Source organism: Streptomyces sp. NPDC001508 (genome assembly GCF_040298665.1).
Classification (GTDB): Bacteria; Actinomycetota; Actinomycetes; order Streptomycetales; family Streptomycetaceae; genus Streptomyces.
In genome coordinates this window covers 123,833-138,753 of sequence record NZ_JBEPAP010000013.1, presented here as the reverse complement: position 1 = coordinate 138,753, position 14,921 = coordinate 123,833, and the positions used below count along the sequence as shown (strand labels likewise).

Genomic DNA, 14,921 nt, shown 5'->3' with positions numbered 1-14,921 from the left:
GGCGCGGACGCGACCGCTGTCGGCGTCGTCAACGAACTGCTCAAGGCGATCGTCCGGTTCCGAAGCCAGGACGGACGGCTGCTCGTCTACGCCACGACCACATGTGTCCACGGCACCGGCAGCCCGAGCGCGGCCCCCACCGACGCGAGCACGCACGCCTGCGACAGCGGCATCGCCGCGGCACCGCCCCACAGCGCGAGGACCCGGCAGGGCCGGGTGTGCAGCACCCGCGCGTCGGCGAGGGCGGTGCGCAGCAGGCCGGTCACCGGGCGGCGCAGCGGCCGTACGACCGTGACGAGCAGGACCGCGACGGCGGCGCAGGTGCCCGCGACGGCGATCACCGCGACCAGGGTGCGGCCGTCCGGCACCAGGTCGCCGAGCCTGCGTCCGGCGGGCGAGGCCAGCAGCAACGCCAGCAGCACCAGCGTCTTGGCGACGGGCTTCACCAGCGAGTACAGGGCGAGCGAGGCCGTGGCCCGGTCCAGCGGAATGCCGCGGCCCCGCAGGAAGCGCAGGGTGACGGCGTGCGCGCCGAGGCCCGCGGGCAGCGCGTGGTTCGCGGCACCGGCGGCGAACTGGGAGGCCAGCAGCAGTCCAAGCGGCAATCGGTCGGGGAGGGCGCCCTGTCGGACGCAGGAGGCCGCCACCCAGCCCAGGCAGGTGAAGCCGACCCCGGCCAGCAGCCACCCCGGGTCGGCCGCGGCCAGCCGGGTGGCGCCCTCGTACAGCAGGGGCCGATTGGTCAGCCCCCAGATCCCGGCCAGCAGGAGGGGGCTCAGGCAGAGCGCGAGCCGGATCGGGCGGGCCGCCAACAGCGGCGACGCGCGCCGCCCGGGCGCGTCGGCCACGCACGCGGGCGGCCCGGTCCGGGGCGCGGACGCCGCGGCGGTCGCAGCAGTCGCCGCAGTCACCTCGGCCACGCCGGTGGCAGCGGTCGCCTGAGCCACAGAGGTCACGGCAGTCGCCTGGGCCACGGCGGTCGTTTCGGCGGCCGGCGCGGACGTGTCGGGCGTGGGCGGTTCGGACACGGGGGAGGGTGCTTCCGGCCGGAGTGGGGAGGCTTCGGACGGGAGCGTGGGGACTGAGGACACGGGGTACGTCGTCCTTCCGCATCGGGCCGCGCGGCGACGGCCTGAGGGTGCGAGGCGGGGAAACCGCGGGGAGCCTTCCCGTTCCGTGTGACACGCGGATGTCCGAGAGCCGAAGGGCCGTCGGCGGGACGGTGCCGCGGGCCGGTCCGTGCGCCCGCCCCCCGGTGAACGGGTAGCCTGCACAGGGGCGTGCCGTCGCAGCCGCCCGGTGGAGCAGGACCCGACTGGGAAGGAACCGGCGTTGCACGTCCAGGAATGGCTCGACACCGTGCCCGCGGTGGCCGTCTACGCCGTGGTGGCCCTGATCATCGGTCTGGAGAGCCTGGGCATCCCGCTGCCGGGCGAGATCGTCCTGGTGTCGGCGGCGCTGCTCTCCTCGCAGCACTCGGGCGTCAACCCGGTGATCCTCGGCACCTGTGCGACCCTCGGCGCCGTCGTCGGCGACTCCATCGGCTACGCCATCGGCCGCAAGGGCGGGCGTCCGCTGCTCGCCTGGCTCGGCAAGAAGTTCCCCAAGCACTTCGGCGAGGGGCACATCGCCACCGCGGAGCGGTCCTTCGAGAAGTGGGGCATGTGGGCGGTGTTCTTCGGCCGTTTCGTCGCCCTGCTGCGCATCTTCGCCGGTCCGCTCGCCGGTGTCCTGCACATGCCGTACTGGAAGTTCCTGATCGCCAACGTCCTCGGCGGCATCTGCTGGGCGGGCGGCACCACCGCGGTCATCTACTACGTGGGCGTGGTCGCCGAGGACTGGCTGAAGAGGTTCTCCTGGCTGGGGCTGGTGGCGGCGGTCCTGATCGGCCTGACCTCGATGCTGGTGCTCCGGCGCAAGGCGAAGAAGGCGCAGGAGTCCCGGACCGAGTCGGAGCCGGTGCCCGTCCGCGACTGACCCGGACTACTCGTGCACCTCACGGTGCGTCCTGGCCAGCTCCGCGTACAGGGTGCCGTTCAGTGTCAGGCCCCGCCGCTCCTCGTCGGTGAGTTCCCGCTTCACCTTCGCGGGCACACCGGCGACCAGGGAACCCGGCGGGACCGTCATCCCCTGCGGCACCAGCGCCTGCGCCGCGACCAGCGAACCGGCCCCGATCACCGCCCCGTTCAGCACGGTCGCGCCCATGCCGATCAGGCAGTCGTCCTGCACCGTCGCCCCGTGCACCACGGCGTTGTGGCCGATGGAGACCCGCTCGCCGACACTGACCGGGAAGCCGGGGTCGGCGTGCAGCGTGACGTTGTCCTGGACGTTCGCGCTCGCCCCGACGGTGATCCGTTCGGCGTCGCCGCGCAGCACCGCGCCGTACCAGACACTCGCGCCCGCGTGCAGCGTCACATCGCCGATCACCGAGGCGGTCGGGGCCACGAACGCCCCCTCGTCGATCCGGGGCTCCCTGCCGCCGATGCCCACGATCAGCGCCTTGTGCGTCATCTGCGTCCACCGTTCCGTCCGCCGGGGCGGGCACACCGGCCTGCCGAGGGAAATACGCCTGCCGAGGGAAATACACCGGCACGGTACGCCATCCGGTGGGGCGAAGATCACAGCGGTACGGCCTCATGGCCGAGGCGCCCGCTGAGTACCGTGAGCGGGTGCCGAAGCCCAAGAACACGTTCTCGTCCTGGCGGCGCCGCCTCGCCCAGCGAGTCGTCCACGCGGGCTGGGCCTGGGCGCAGCGCGCGGGGTCCGTCACCGCCGAGCACCCGGGCCGGCTGCGCTTCGGCGCGATGGGAACGGGTACCAGGCTCGCCTTTCCGCTCGGCACGGTCTTCGGCGAACCCTGGATCCGTCTCGGCGCCCACTGCATCATCGGCGAGCAGGTCACCCTGACCGCGGGCCTGATGCCCGACCTGGACCTCGGCCCCGAACCGATCCTGCGCATCGGCGACGGGGTCGTCCTCGGCCGCGGCAGCCACGTCATCGCCGACACGACGGTCACCATCGGCAGCGACTGCTACTTCGGACCGTACGTGTACGTCACGTCCACCAACCACTCGTACGACGACCCGCACGAGCCCATCGGCCGGCAGTGGCCGCGGATGGAGCCGGTGCGGATCGGGCCCGGATGCTGGATCGGCACCGGAGCGGTGATCCTGCCGGGCGCGCGGATCGGCCGGAACGTGGTCGTGGCGGCCGGCGCGGTGGTCCGCGGCACGGTGCCCGACCACGCGGTGGTCGCCGGCGCTCCCGCGCGGGTGGTGCGGCGCTGGACACCCGACGACGGCTGGCAGCCCCCGCTGCGCACTCCCGCCCCTGCGCCGATCCCGGACGGCGTCACAGCGGAGCAACTGCTCGCGCTGGCCGACCTCGACGAGGAGGCCGTGACCCGGCTCGCCGAGCTGGAGACCGACGGCTGATCCGCCCCCGGCGAGCACACGGGCGGGCGCGCAGTACAGTTCGGTGAACGCTCGGGTGCATCGCGCCGCAGTTCAGCGAAGTAAACTGTGACATTTGGAATATTGGACCGTAGTAGTGGACGTATCGTGCCGGATCTCGATCTGCTGACCCAGTCCCTCGCGCGCAACGTCAAGCGCTGGCGCACCGAGCGCGGCTTCACCCTGGACACGCTGGCCGCACGCGCGGGAGTCAGCCGCGGCATGCTCATCCAGATCGAGCAGGCCCGCACCAATCCCAGCCTCGGCACGGTCGTCAAGATCGGCGACGCGCTCGGCGTCAGCATCACCACCCTGCTCGACTACGCGCAGGGCCCCACGGTCCGTATCGTCCCCGAGGAGCGGGCCGTACGGCTCTGGCACACCGACGCTGGCAGCTACAACCGGCTGCTCGCGGGCGCCGAGGCCCCCGGCCCGCTGGAGCTGTGGGACTGGCGGCTGATGCCTGGGGAGAGCAGCCCCTCCGACCCGCATCCCGTCGGCACGGTGGAACTCGTCCACGTCACGGCGGGAGAACTGACGCTCACCGTGGACGGCGTCGAGCACCGCGTCCCGGCCGGCGCGAGCGCCTCTTTCGACGCCGGCACGGCGCACACGTACGGCAACACCGGCGCCGTCCCGATGGAGATGGTGATGACCGTCTGCGTCCCGCCCGTACGCTGAGGCCCTGGGCGAGCGCCTGTCAGCGTGCGGACATGCGCGCCCCCATCGGAGACTTCGACACCGCCGCCCCCGCTCCGGACCGCCTCGGCGAGCTGATCGCCCCGGTCGCCGACGCCGTGCGCCACTGGCGCGGCAGCGTCCCCGCCGGCCAGATCGTCCACGTCGACACCGAGCCCGAGTGGGCGGACACCGCCGTCTTCGTCGAGCACTACGGTCGCGAGCTGCTGGAGCGGTCCGCGAACTGTGTGGTCGTCGCGGGCAAGCGGGCCGGTGCGACGACCCTCGCGGCGTGCCTCGTGCTGTCCACCACCCGGGTCGACGTCAACGGGGTGGTCCGCCGCCGACTGGGCGCGCGCAAGGCGTCGTTCGCCTCGATGGACACGGCCACCGGGGAGACCGGCATGGAGTACGGCGGCATCACCCCGCTCGGACTGCCCGCCGGCTGGCCGGTGCTGGTGGACTCCGCCGTCGTCGACCTGCCCTACGTCCTGGTGGGCAGCGGACGCCGGCGCGGCAAGCTGCTGGTACCGGGCAAGGTGTTCGCCGAACTGCCGGGCGCGGTGGTCCTGGAGGGACTGGGCGTCGCCTGACCTCAGGCGGTCACATGGTGCGCCAGCGCCCGGTGCGGGTCCGCCTCGCCGGGCGCGGGCGCCGGATCGGCGTGCACCAGGGCCGCCGTCAGCCGCGGCACGGCGTGCAGCAGGGCGTGCTCGGCGTCGACCGCGATCGCGTGCGCCCGCCGTACCGTCGCGTCGCCGTCCACGACGATCGCCACCTCCGCCCGCAGCCGATGGCCGATCCAGCGCAGCCGCAACTCGCCCACTCCGCGCACGCCCGGCACCGTACGCAACGCCCGCTCGGCCCGGTCCACCAGCGCCGGGTCGACGGCGTCCAGCACCCGCCGGAACACCTCCCGCGCGGCGTCCCTGAGGACCAGCGCGATGGCGGCCGTGATGGCCAGTCCCACCAGCGGGTCGGCCAGTTGCCAGCCCAGCGCGGACCCGGCGGCGCCCACCAGCACGGCCAGCGAGGTGAAGCCGTCGGTACGCGCGTGCAGACCGTCGGCGACGAGCGCGGCGGAGCCGATCGCCCGCCCCACCCGGATCCGGTAGCGGGCCACCCACTCGTTGCCCGCGCAGCCGACCAGTGCGGCCACGGCCACCGCCGGCAGTTGCTGCACCGGGCGCGGGTCGAGGAGCCGGTCCACCGCCGTCCACGCCGCGAAGACCGCGGACGCCGTGATGGTCAGCACGATGGCGATGCCCGCGAGGTCCTCGGCGCGGCCGTAGCCGTAGGTGAAGCGCCGGTTCGCCGCGCGGCGGCCCAGCAGGAACGCGATGCCGAGCGGCACGGCCGTCAGGGCGTCCGCCGCGTTGTGCGCCGTGTCGCCGAGCAGTGCCACCGATCCGGACGCGACCACCACCACGGCCTGCGCGAGCGCGGTCACGCCGAGCACCGCCAGGGAGACCCACAGTGCCCGCATGCCACGGGCCGAGGCCTCCAGGGCGGCGTCGAGCTTGTCGCCGCTGTCGTGGGAGTGCGGGGTGAGGAGATGACCGAGGCGGTGCCGCAGGCCGGAAACCGGCCGGGACGGCCCGTGCCCGTGCCCGTGTCCGTGGTCGAGTCCGTGCCCGTGCCCGTGTCCGTGGTCGAGTCCGTGCCCGTGTCCCTGTCCGTGTCCGTGGTCGGGCCTGTGCTGGGGTTCATGGCCGGGTTCACGGCAGGGGTCGTGTTCGTGCGCAGGGCCGTACCGGTGCGTGTGCTCGTGGATGCGCCCCCGCTCGTCGCCGTGCCCGTGGTCGTGGCCGTGCTCGTGGTCGTGCTCGTGGTCGTGGCCGTGCTCGTGCCGGTGCCGGTCGCTCACGTGGATCCCCTTCCGGTGCGCGGGAGTGGACGTACGACGCCCATGCCCGCCATTATGTGCGTATGAGCGCACGCATGCACCTGTCATCTGCGCATCATGCGCACCCGCGTACCCCCGGCGAGGAGCAGTTCGCGGTCGCGGCCGAACTGCTCGCCCTGCTCGGCGACCGCACCCGCCTCGCCCTGCTGCACGCGCTCACGGCTGGGGAGGCCGACGTCGGCACGCTCACCGAGGCGTGCGGCGCGGCCCGGCCCGCCGTCAGCCAGCACCTGGCCCGGCTGCGGCTCGCCGGCCTGGTGAACACGCGCAAGGAGGGCCGCCGGGTGGTCTACTCGCTGCGCCACGACCATCTGCGCCGGCTGGTGGCCGAGGCGCTGGACGTGGCGGACCACCGGCTCACCGAAACCCGCCCCGGACAAGGGAGTTGAGCCGGACCGGCCCCCCATCGGCCGGGCCCGGCAGGTCCGTGTCGGCGCACGCGGTCAGTACGCGTCGGCCGCGCCCAGGTACTGCTCCGCGAACGCCCGCGCGGCGGCCGGTGAGGTGACCAGCCGACGCAGCCGGGCCAGGCCGGTGGCCGCGTGGTACGGGTCGCCCGACGCCGCGCCGTGGTAGACGCCGGACAGCCACTGCGAGAACTCCTGGTAGTCCCACGCCCGTCGCAGGCAGGCCGCCGAATAGCCGGCCAGGCCGGCGGCGTCGCCCCCGGTGACGCGTGCGACGAGCGCGTCGCCCAGCAGGAAGGCGTCGTGCAGCGCCAGGTTCATGCCCTTCGCCGCGATCGGCGCGGTGAGATGAGCCGCGTCCCCCGCGAGGAAGAGCCGCCCGAACTCCATGGACGAGACCACGTAGTTGTGCATGTCCAGCACGCGCTTCTCGATCAGCCGGCCCTCCGCGGGCGCGGGCGCACCCGCCGCACCGAGCCGCTCCCGCAACTCGGCCCAGACCCGTTCGTGCGGCCAGTTCTCCGGGTCGTCGCCGGGCGGGCACTGGAGGTAGTAGCGGGTGACCTCGGGGCTGCGGGCCATGTGCCCGGCGAACCCGCGCGGATGGACGCCGAACACCACGCAGTCGGCGGACGGCGGCGCCTCGGCCAGCAGCGCCAGCCAGCCGATGCCGTAGTCGTGCCGCGCGAGCGTCGCCCGCGACGCGGGCACCGCCTCCCGGGACACCCCGCGCGCGCCGTCGCACCCCGCGACGAAGTCGCAGTGGATCACCCGGCGTTCACCCGTCCTCGGGCACCGGTACGACACCGAGGGACGATCCGTCTCCAGGTCGTGCAGCCGTACCTCACGGACGCCGAAGCGGAGGTCGCCGCCGCGGACGTCGGCGTACTCACGGACCAGGTCCGGCACCAGCAACGGCTGCGGATACACATAGTGGTGACGGCCCGTCAGCTCGTGGTAGCGGAACCGGTACCGCTCGCCGTCGAAGCGGAACTCGCACGCGTCGTGCGCCTGCACCCGCGCCGACAGACCGGCCGCGAGTCCGCGCCGTTCTAGGGCGTGTTTCGAAAGTCCCGTCTGGCCCGCGACGCCTGGCACGGCACTCCCCCAGCCTTCGGCCGGGAGGTGCCCCCACGCCGCGTTGTCGGGATCGTCCGCGTACGCCCAGTACGCGGACGACCCTCCGCCTTGCGATGCACCGCACCAGACGCCGCGGGCCCCACCCTCCGGGCGGACGACGCTACTTTCGAAACACGCCCTAGTTCCCGCACCGCCCACTCCTCGATGACGCCCGCTCGCGGCCGCGTCTCGACGAACTGCCTGCTCTCGGTCTCCAGGACCACGCAGTCGACGCCGGCGGCCCGCAGGATGCCGCCGACGGTGAGCCCGGCGGGCCCGGCGCCCACGACGACGACCGGTCGCCGTTCCACGGACGCGGAGGAGGGGGAGGGTGACGTCACCGGGCCATTATGACGGTGTCCGGTCAGACAGAGGTCACCCCGCCCGCCGGCCCAGGGCGGGGATCTCGATGGCCGGGCAGCGGTCCATGACCATGTCGAGACCGGCGGCCCCGGTCCGGTCGTAGGCGGCCTCGTCGATCACCCCGAGCTGGAACCAGACGGCCCGCGCGCCCTTGGCGACCGCCTCGTCGGCGACCTGCCCGGCGAGATCGCTGTTCACGAACACATCCACGACGTCCACCTCGAAGGGGATGTCCGCGAGAGAGGCGTACCCGCGCTCGCCGTGGACCGTCTCCGCCTTGGGGTGCACCGGGACCACGCGCTTGCCGAACCGCCGCAGCACCTCGGCCACCCCATAGGCGGCGCGCCGCCGGTTCGAGGGCAGGCCCACGACGGCCCAGGTGTCGCCCAACTCGGTCAGGATCCTGCGGATCGTCGCTTCGTCGCCGTACACGGTCGCGGCCTCCTCGGGCGTGGCGCGGAACTGTCCTCGGGCCAACAGTGACCACCGGACGGTGATTCCCGCGCCGACCCGGTACGGGCCCGGGCGGGCGGGCGCCGCCTGTCGCATCCGCCGCCACGGTGTCCGGTTTCGGCGCCAAGTCCTGCGTACGGGCTTCCGTCCGCCTACGCTCGCCCCGTGCTGCGCATCATCGACGCCCGAACCGGCCGCCCCGTCGACGCCGCTCCCGCCCGCCGGGGCCTGACCCGGGTCGAGGCCCACGCGTCCGGCTCCGACGCCTCGGCCCTGCGTGTGCTGCTCGTCGCCGACGTGCTGGTCCGCGCCCTGGAACTCGGCGGCACACCCGTGTGGTGCCTGCTCACCGGCGGGCGGCGGCAGGCCGATCTGCGCGCGGCGGCCACGGCCCTGGGCATCCGGCCCTTCGAGGAGGGACGTGACCTCGCCGCCGGCCTCGGCGAGGCACAGATCGTGCACGTGGTCGGGGACGGCGGAGTGATGCCCGAGGGCGGGGTCGTCGTCGGCGTCGCCCCCGCGGTCCGCGCGGACCCTGCCCGGGCGGCCGCCGCGGTGACCGGCGCCGCCTTTGCGGACCCGCCCGCCGATCCCGCCGTACTGCGCCTCGCCCTGCTCGCCACCCGCCGGGACACCCCCGTGCGCATCGACCCGGACGCGCTGGACCGGGCCGGACGGACGCTGGCGCGCTGGCGCCGGGCGGTCGCCCACTGGGCACGGCAGCCGTCCCGGCCGATCCCCGACGAGGTGCGCGCGCGGCTGCGCGCCGCCTGGGAGGACAATCTGGATGTGACGGAGGTACTGAAGGTCCTGGACGGGGTCGCGGAGGCCGCCGACCTGCCGGACGGTGCCCGCTTCGAGACGTACGCCCACGCCGACCGGCTGCTCGGCCTCGATCTCGTCCACGACCTCGGGAGCCCCGCATGAGCGCCCGCGCGGGCGCGGGCCCGCTGCGCCGCCTGGTCGTACTGCGGCACGCCAAGTCCGCCTGGCCCGAAGGCGTCGCCGACCACGAACGCCCGCTCGCCCCGCGCGGCCGGCGCGACGCCCCGGCCGCGGGCCGCGCCCTCGCCGAGGCCGACTGCCTGCCCGACCTCGCCCTGTGCTCCACCGCGCTGCGCGCCCGGAGCACCTGGGAACTCGCCTCGGCCCAGTGGGGCACCCCGCCGCCCGCCCGGTTCGAGCCGCGGCTGTACGCGGCCGGCGTGCCGGACCTGCTACGGCTCGTGCACGAGGTGCCGCCCGAGGTCGAGACGCTGCTCCTGGTCGGACACAACCCGGGTCTTGCGGAACTGGTCCTCGATCTGGCCGGGGACAGCCTGGACGACACCCGGGAGGTGGTCCGCAGAAAGTTCCCGACGTCGGCCATCGCGATCCTTACCCGCCACGGCACCGGCTGGCAGGCCCTCACCCCCGGCACCGCGCTCCTCACCTCGGTCACGATCCCCCGCGGGAAACGGCGCAGGAAGGCGTAGCCGGGGCTGGACGTCCCCGGCCGGGGGTGACTCCGAACCGGAGGCGCGGCAGGCGGGAGCGGGCCCGCCGGAGGCGGCACGGGACCCGTGCTCGCACAGCGCGTCGCGGGTGCCGCCGCCTCGGCCGGGGAAACGGGTACGGATTAGGCTGGCCGGATGCAGCACGAGTACCGCACCGTCGCCCGTGCGGGCGTGCACGAGACCGAGGTCAATCGCTCACGGTTCCTGTGCGCGCTCGCCCCGGCCGCCACCGAACGGGAGGCCCAGGAGTTCGTCTCCGCGGTCCGCAAGGAGCACGCCGACGCCACCCACAACTGCTGGGCGTACGTCATCGGCGCCGACGCGGCCGTCCAGAAGGCCAGCGACGACGGGGAACCCGGCGGCACCGCGGGCGTCCCGATGCTGCAGATGCTGCTGCGGCGCGACATGCGGTACGTCGTCGCCGTCGTCACCCGCTACTACGGCGGCGTCAAGCTCGGCGCGGGCGGACTCATCCGGGCGTACGGCGGCGCCGTCGGCGAGGCCCTGGACCAGCTCGGCACCCGCACCCGGCGCCGCTTCCGGCTGGCCACGGTGACCGTCGACCACCAGCGCGCGGGCAAGGTGCACAACGACCTGCGCGCAACCGGCCGCACGGTGCGCGACGTCCGGTACGGGGAAGCGGTCACCATCGAGATCGCCCTGCCGGACGCCGACGTGGCCGCTTTCCGCGCCTGGCTGGCCGACGCCACCGCCGGTACGGCCCGCTTCGAGACGGGCAAAGAGGCGTACGGGGACGCATGACCCGCGGGGCCGAACGGACATAACGGGCCTATGGGGTGCGGCTGGTGACGGGCCGATACGGGAGTAACCGCCCGTGATGTCAGACCCGGCCGTTAGTCTCGGGGATCATGAGACTCCTGCACACCTCCGACTGGCATCTGGGCCGGGCGTTCCACCGGGTGAACCTGCTCGACGCCCAGGCCGAGTTCATCGGACACCTCGTCACGACCGTGCGCGAGCGCGACGTGGACGCGGTGGTCGTGTCGGGAGACGTGTACGACCGGGCGGTGCCCCCGCTCGCCGCGGTCGAGCTGTTCGACGACGCGCTGCACCGGCTCGCGGACCTCGGCGTGCCCACGCTGATGATCTCCGGCAACCACGACTCGGCCCGCCGCCTCGGGGTCGGCGCCGGGCTCCTGGACCGCGCCGGCATCCATCTGCGTACCGACCCCGCCGGCTGCGGCACCCCGGTCGTGCTGGCCGACGCCCACGGGGACGTGGCCTGCTACGGCCTGCCCTACCTCGAACCCGCCCTGGTCAAGGACGCCTTCGGGGTGGACCGGGCGGGCCACGAGATGGTCCTCGCCGCCGCCATGGACCGGGTACGCGCCGACCTCGCCGCCCGTACCCCCGGCACCCGCTCCGTCGTCCTCGCGCACGCCTTCGTCACCGGCGGCCAGACCAGCGACAGCGAACGGGACATCACCGTGGGCGGGGTGGCCGCCGTCCCGGCCGCGGTCTTCGACGGCGTCGACTACGTGGCGCTCGGGCATCTGCACGGCTGCCAGACCCTCTCCCCGCGCGTGCGCTACTCGGGCTCCCCGCTGGCCTACTCCTTCTCCGAGGCCGGCCACCGCAAGAGCATGTGGCTCATCGACCTCGGCGCCGACGGGACGGTCGCCGCCGAGCGCGCCGACTGCCCGGTGCCGCGCCCGCTGGCCCGGATCCGGGGCACCCTGGAGGACCTGCTCGCCGACCCCGCGCTCGCCCGGCACGAGACGGCCTGGGTCGAGGCCACGCTCACCGACCGGACACGGCCCGCCGACCCCATGGCCCGGCTCACCGCCCGCTTCCCGCACACCCTCAGCCTCGTCTTCGCCCCCGAGCGGGCACCGGACGACCCCGACGTGTCGTACGCCAGGCGCCTCGCCGGCCGCGCCGACCAGCAGATCGCCCAGGACTTCGTGGCCCATGTGCGCGGCGCGGGCCCCGACGAGCAGGAACTGGCCGTGCTGCGCGAGGCGTTCGACGCCGTGCGTGCCGACGACGCGCTGCGCGAGGTGGCGCGATGAGGCTGCACCGGCTGGACGTGACCGCCTTCGGACCGTTCGGCGGCTCCCAGAGCGTCGACTTCGACACGCTGTCCGCCGCAGGCCTGTTCTTGCTGCACGGACCGACCGGCGCGGGCAAGACCTCCGTCCTGGACGCGGTGTGCTACGCGCTCTACGGCGCCGTGCCGGGCGCCCGGCACAGCGGCCAGGGCCTGTCCCTGCGCAGCGACCACGCCGACCCCGCCACCCGCACCGAGGTACGCCTCGAACTGACTGTCGCCGGACGGCGGTTGGAGATCACCCGGCAGCCGCCCTGGGAACGGCCCAAGAAGCGCGGTACGGGCACGACCCTCGACAAGGCCCAGTCATGGCTGCGCGCCTACGACCCGGCCGCCGGCACCTGGCGGGACCGCAGTCGCTCGCACCAGGAGATCGGCGAGGAGATCACCCAACTGCTCGGCATGAGCCGGGAACAGTTCTGCCAGGTGGTGCTGCTGCCCCAGGGCGACTTCGCGCGTTTCCTGCGCGCCGACGCCGAGGCGCGGGCCAGGCTGCTCGGCCGCCTCTTCGACACCCGGCGCTTCGCCGATGTCGAAAAACGCCTGGCCGAACGGCGCCGCGCCACCGAGGCCCGGGTCCGGGAGGGCGACGCCGCGCTGCTCGCCGACGCGCACCGCATGCAGCAGGAAGCGGGCGACGCCATGGAACTGCCGGAACTCGCCCCCGGCGAGCCCGGCCTGGCCGAGGCCGTGCTGGCCGCCGCCGCCGTCGCCCGCAGCACCGCACGGGAACGGCTCACCGTCGCCCACTGCCGGCTCACCGCCGCCGAGTCCGCCCAGGCCGCCGCCGACCGGGCCCTCGCCGAAGTACGCGAACTCGCCCGGCTCCAGGACCGGTTCGCCGAGGCACGGCGGCGGGCCGGGCACCTGGAGGAGCAGGCCGGCGCCCACCGGGAGGCGCAGGCCCGCATGGAGCGGGGCCGCAAGGCGGAGACCGTGGCGCCCGCCCTGGAACTGCGGGGGGCCGCCGAGGCCGAGCACCGGCTCACCGCCGCCGCCGAAACACACGCGCGCGGGCTGCTGCCGCAGAGCTTCGCGGACGCCGGTGCCGCCGGGCTCGCCGCCGCCGCCCGCCGGGCCGCCGAGGAACTGGGCGGCCTGGAGTCCGCGCGCCGCGCCGAGCAGCGGCTCGCCGAACTCGTCGCCGAGCGCGCCGGCCTGGACCGTCAGGAAGGCGCCGACGAGGAGGCGCTGCGGGAGGCCGGGACCTGGCTGGCCGGCTGGGACGCCCTCCGCGCCGGCCTGCACCACCGGCTGGAATCCGCCCAGGAGGCGGCCACCCGCGCCGAACAGCTCGCCGTGCAGCGCGAACCGGCCCGGCGCCGGCTCGACGCGGCCCGGCTGCGCGACCGGCTGGCCGGGGACATGGAGACCACGCGGCAGCGGGCACTCGACTCCGAACGGGACGCCCTTGCGGCCCGCGCCCACTGGCTCGACCTCAAGGAACAGCGGCTGAACGGCATCGCCGCGGAACTCGCCGTGAACCTCACCGACGGCGAACCGTGCGCCGTCTGCGGCGCCACCGAACACCCCGCGCCCGCCCGCAGGGTCGCCGGGCATGTCGACCGCGAGGCGGAGGAGCGGGCGCTGGCGGCCCACCAGCGCGCCGACGAACGGCGCGCCGAGTCCGAGCGCCGACTGGGCGTCGTGCGGGAGGCGCTGGCCGCCGCGACCGCCGAGGCCGGCGACACCCCCACCGAGCAACTGGCCGCACAGGCGGACGAGTTGGAGCGGGAGTACACGCGGGCGCGGCGGGCGGCGTCCGGGCTGCACGCCACCCGCGAGGAACTGCGGCGGGCCGAGCAGGAGCGCGAGCGACGCCTCGCCGACCGCCAGCAGGCCGAGGTCAGGGCCGCCTCCCGGCTCACCCGGCGGGACACCCTCGACCAGGAACGCGCCCTGCTGGAGAAGGAGTTGGCGCAGGCGCGCGGCGCCGCCGGCAGCGTGGCGGCCCGTGCCGCGCAACTGGAGCGGCTGACGGCCCGGCTCACCGACGCAGCCGATGCCACGCGCGCCGCCGAGGACAGCGCCCGGCGGCTCAAGGACGCCGACGCCCGGCTGGCCGACGCCGCCTACCGCGCGGGCTTCGTCACCCCGCGGGACGCGGCGGCCGCCCTGCTCGACGACGCGGCCCATCGCGACCTCCAGCACCTCCTCGACGCCCGGCAGTCCGAGGAGGCCGCCGTACGCGCGATCCTCGCCGAGGCCGACACGGCCGCCGCGGCCCGGCGACCGCCCGCCGACCTCGAAGCGGCCGAGCGCGCCGCGGCCTCGGCGGCCGGACGGCTGCGCGAGGCCGCGTCCGCACGCGACGCCGCCGCCCGCTGCCGCGCCGAACTCGACCGGCTCTCCGCCCGCGCCGCCGACGGCATACGCGGGCTGGCGCCGCTGCGCGAGGAGTACGACCGGGTGGCCCGGCTCGCCGCCCTCACCGCGGGCACCTCGGCCGACAACGAACGCCGGATGCGCCTGGAGTCCTATGTGCTGGCGGCCCGCCTGGAACAGGTCGCCGCCGCCGCGACGGTACGGCTGCGCAGCATGTCCGCGGGCCGTTACACCCTGGTGCACTCGGACGACCGCACCGGACGGGGCCGCAGCGGGCTCGGGCTGCATGTGGTCGACGCCTGGACCGGCCGCGAGCGCGACACGGCGACGCTGTCGGGCGGGGAGACGTTCTTCGCCTCCCTCGCGCTGGCCCTCGGCCTCGCCGACGTCGTCACCGACGAGGCGGGCGGGGTCCGGCTGGACACCCTGTTCATCGACGAGGGCTTCGGCAGCCTCGACGACCAGACCCTGGACGAGGTCCTGGACGTCCTCGACTCGTTGCGCGAACGCGACCGCAGCGTCGGCATCGTCAGCCATGTCGCCGATCTGCGGCGCCGCGTCCACGCCCAACTGGAGGTGGTGAAGGGCAGATCGGGCTCCACCCTGCGGAGTCTCGGCTGAGGGCTTCGGGGAAAAGGGGAGTGACGCGGC

At 74.8% G+C, this 14,921-nt stretch carries 15 protein-coding genes and 1 pseudogene; 10 read left to right on the top strand and 6 right to left on the bottom strand.

Features of this window, described 5'->3' with window-relative positions; all coding sequences use genetic code 11:
• Window positions 1-86: 86 nt before the first annotated feature.
• Window positions 87-956: a lysylphosphatidylglycerol synthase transmembrane domain-containing protein gene (locus tag ABT245_RS15425; RefSeq protein ID WP_502982127.1), complete on the bottom strand. Its 870-nt coding sequence runs from the start codon at window positions 954-956 to the stop codon at window positions 87-89.
• Between the two features lie 376 nt (window positions 957-1,332).
• Between ABT245_RS15425 and ABT245_RS15420 the strand changes: the two genes are divergently transcribed.
• Window positions 1,333-1,977, top strand: coding sequence for a DedA family protein (locus ABT245_RS15420; RefSeq protein ID WP_351733632.1), 645 nt, complete (start codon window positions 1,333-1,335; stop codon window positions 1,975-1,977).
• 6 nt (window positions 1,978-1,983) lie between these two features.
• Here ABT245_RS15420 and ABT245_RS15415 read toward each other — a convergent pair whose 3' ends face one another.
• Window positions 1,984-2,511, bottom strand: a complete 528-nt coding sequence (locus ABT245_RS15415; RefSeq protein WP_351733629.1) for a gamma carbonic anhydrase family protein — start codon at window positions 2,509-2,511, stop codon at window positions 1,984-1,986.
• Window positions 2,512-2,636: 125 nt separating this feature from the next.
• Here ABT245_RS15415 and ABT245_RS15410 point away from each other — a divergent pair, with 125 nt between their 5' ends.
• The 3 genes from ABT245_RS15410 (at window position 2,637) to ABT245_RS15400 (ending at window position 4,723) form a co-directional block, all read left to right on the top strand.
• Window positions 2,637-3,434: an acyltransferase gene (locus ABT245_RS15410; RefSeq protein ID WP_502982126.1), complete on the top strand. Its 798-nt coding sequence runs from the start codon at window positions 2,637-2,639 to the stop codon at window positions 3,432-3,434.
• Between the two features lie 126 nt (window positions 3,435-3,560).
• Window positions 3,561-4,133, top strand: a complete 573-nt coding sequence (locus ABT245_RS15405; protein WP_351733624.1) for a cupin domain-containing protein — start codon at window positions 3,561-3,563, stop codon at window positions 4,131-4,133.
• A gap of 32 nt (window positions 4,134-4,165) precedes the next feature.
• Entirely contained in the window at window positions 4,166-4,723 is a 558-nt protein-coding gene (locus tag ABT245_RS15400; RefSeq protein WP_351733622.1) for a YbaK/EbsC family protein, read from the top strand.
• A 2-nt stretch (window positions 4,724-4,725) separates the two neighbouring features.
• Here ABT245_RS15400 and ABT245_RS15395 read toward each other — a convergent pair whose 3' ends face one another.
• Window positions 4,726-5,997 carry a cation diffusion facilitator family transporter gene (locus ABT245_RS15395; RefSeq protein ID WP_502982125.1) on the bottom strand — a complete coding sequence of 424 codons (1,272 nt, stop codon included), beginning with the start codon at window positions 5,995-5,997 and terminating at the stop codon, window positions 4,726-4,728.
• A gap of 62 nt (window positions 5,998-6,059) precedes the next feature.
• Here ABT245_RS15395 and ABT245_RS15390 point away from each other — a divergent pair, with 62 nt between their 5' ends.
• Window positions 6,060-6,425, top strand: coding sequence for an ArsR/SmtB family transcription factor (locus ABT245_RS15390; protein WP_351733619.1), 366 nt, complete (start codon window positions 6,060-6,062; stop codon window positions 6,423-6,425).
• Between the two features lie 54 nt (window positions 6,426-6,479).
• On the opposite strand, the gene ABT245_RS15385 is transcribed toward ABT245_RS15390, so the two are convergent.
• The 3 genes and pseudogenes from ABT245_RS15385 to ABT245_RS15375 all read right to left on the bottom strand — a co-directional run bounded on the left by ABT245_RS15385 (window position 6,480) and on the right by ABT245_RS15375 (window position 8,357).
• Window positions 6,480-7,541 carry a 4-hydroxybenzoate 3-monooxygenase gene (locus ABT245_RS15385; protein WP_351733616.1) on the bottom strand — a complete coding sequence of 354 codons (1,062 nt, stop codon included), beginning with the start codon at window positions 7,539-7,541 and terminating at the stop codon, window positions 6,480-6,482.
• A 167-nt stretch (window positions 7,542-7,708) separates the two neighbouring features.
• Window positions 7,709-7,903 (bottom strand): annotated as a pseudogene (locus ABT245_RS15380) (FAD-dependent monooxygenase); the annotation flags it as partial.
• A gap of 34 nt (window positions 7,904-7,937) precedes the next feature.
• Window positions 7,938-8,357 carry a CoA-binding protein gene (locus ABT245_RS15375; RefSeq protein ID WP_351733700.1) on the bottom strand — a complete coding sequence of 140 codons (420 nt, stop codon included), beginning with the start codon at window positions 8,355-8,357 and terminating at the stop codon, window positions 7,938-7,940.
• A 186-nt stretch (window positions 8,358-8,543) separates the two neighbouring features.
• On the opposite strand from ABT245_RS15375, the gene ABT245_RS15370 reads away from it, so the two are divergent.
• From ABT245_RS15370 to ABT245_RS15350, 5 genes are all read left to right on the top strand, one after another.
• Complete coding sequence (locus ABT245_RS15370) at window positions 8,544-9,305, top strand: hypothetical protein (RefSeq protein WP_351733614.1); 762 nt, start codon at window positions 8,544-8,546, stop codon at window positions 9,303-9,305.
• On the top strand, window positions 9,302-9,853 hold the full coding sequence (locus ABT245_RS15365) for a SixA phosphatase family protein (protein WP_351733612.1): 552 nt from the start codon (window positions 9,302-9,304) through the stop codon (window positions 9,851-9,853). The genes ABT245_RS15370 and ABT245_RS15365 overlap by 4 nt, the downstream gene beginning before the upstream one ends.
• Window positions 9,854-10,009: 156 nt before the next feature.
• Window positions 10,010-10,636, top strand: coding sequence for a YigZ family protein (locus tag ABT245_RS15360; protein WP_351733610.1), 627 nt, complete (start codon window positions 10,010-10,012; stop codon window positions 10,634-10,636).
• A gap of 107 nt (window positions 10,637-10,743) precedes the next feature.
• Window positions 10,744-11,907, top strand: a complete 1,164-nt coding sequence (locus ABT245_RS15355; RefSeq protein WP_351733608.1) for an exonuclease SbcCD subunit D — start codon at window positions 10,744-10,746, stop codon at window positions 11,905-11,907.
• The gene (locus ABT245_RS15350; RefSeq protein ID WP_351733606.1) at window positions 11,904-14,891 is read left to right on the top strand and encodes an AAA family ATPase; all 2,988 of its coding nucleotides are present in this window, start codon (window positions 11,904-11,906) and stop codon (window positions 14,889-14,891) included. The genes ABT245_RS15355 and ABT245_RS15350 overlap by 4 nt, the downstream gene beginning before the upstream one ends.
• The last annotated feature ends 30 nt before the right edge of the window (window positions 14,892-14,921 follow it).

Excerpts from the sequence above, each read along its gene's own strand:
- ABT245_RS15415 (WP_351733629.1), bottom strand. The coding sequence starts at position 2,511 with ATGACGCACAAGGCGCTGATCGTGGGCATCGGCGGCAGGGAGCCCCGG.
- ABT245_RS15410 (WP_502982126.1), top strand. The coding sequence starts at position 2,637 with ATGGCCGAGGCGCCCGCTGAGTACCGTGAGCGGGTGCCGAAGCCCAAG.
- ABT245_RS15400 (WP_351733622.1), top strand. The coding sequence starts at position 4,166 with ATGCGCGCCCCCATCGGAGACTTCGACACCGCCGCCCCCGCTCCGGAC.
- ABT245_RS15390 (WP_351733619.1), top strand. The coding sequence starts at position 6,060 with ATGAGCGCACGCATGCACCTGTCATCTGCGCATCATGCGCACCCGCGT.
- ABT245_RS15365 (WP_351733612.1), top strand. The coding sequence starts at position 9,302 with ATGAGCGCCCGCGCGGGCGCGGGCCCGCTGCGCCGCCTGGTCGTACTG.
- ABT245_RS15360 (WP_351733610.1), top strand. The coding sequence starts at position 10,010 with ATGCAGCACGAGTACCGCACCGTCGCCCGTGCGGGCGTGCACGAGACC.
- ABT245_RS15355 (WP_351733608.1), top strand. The coding sequence starts at position 10,744 with ATGAGACTCCTGCACACCTCCGACTGGCATCTGGGCCGGGCGTTCCAC.
- ABT245_RS15350 (WP_351733606.1), top strand. The coding sequence starts at position 11,904 with ATGAGGCTGCACCGGCTGGACGTGACCGCCTTCGGACCGTTCGGCGGC.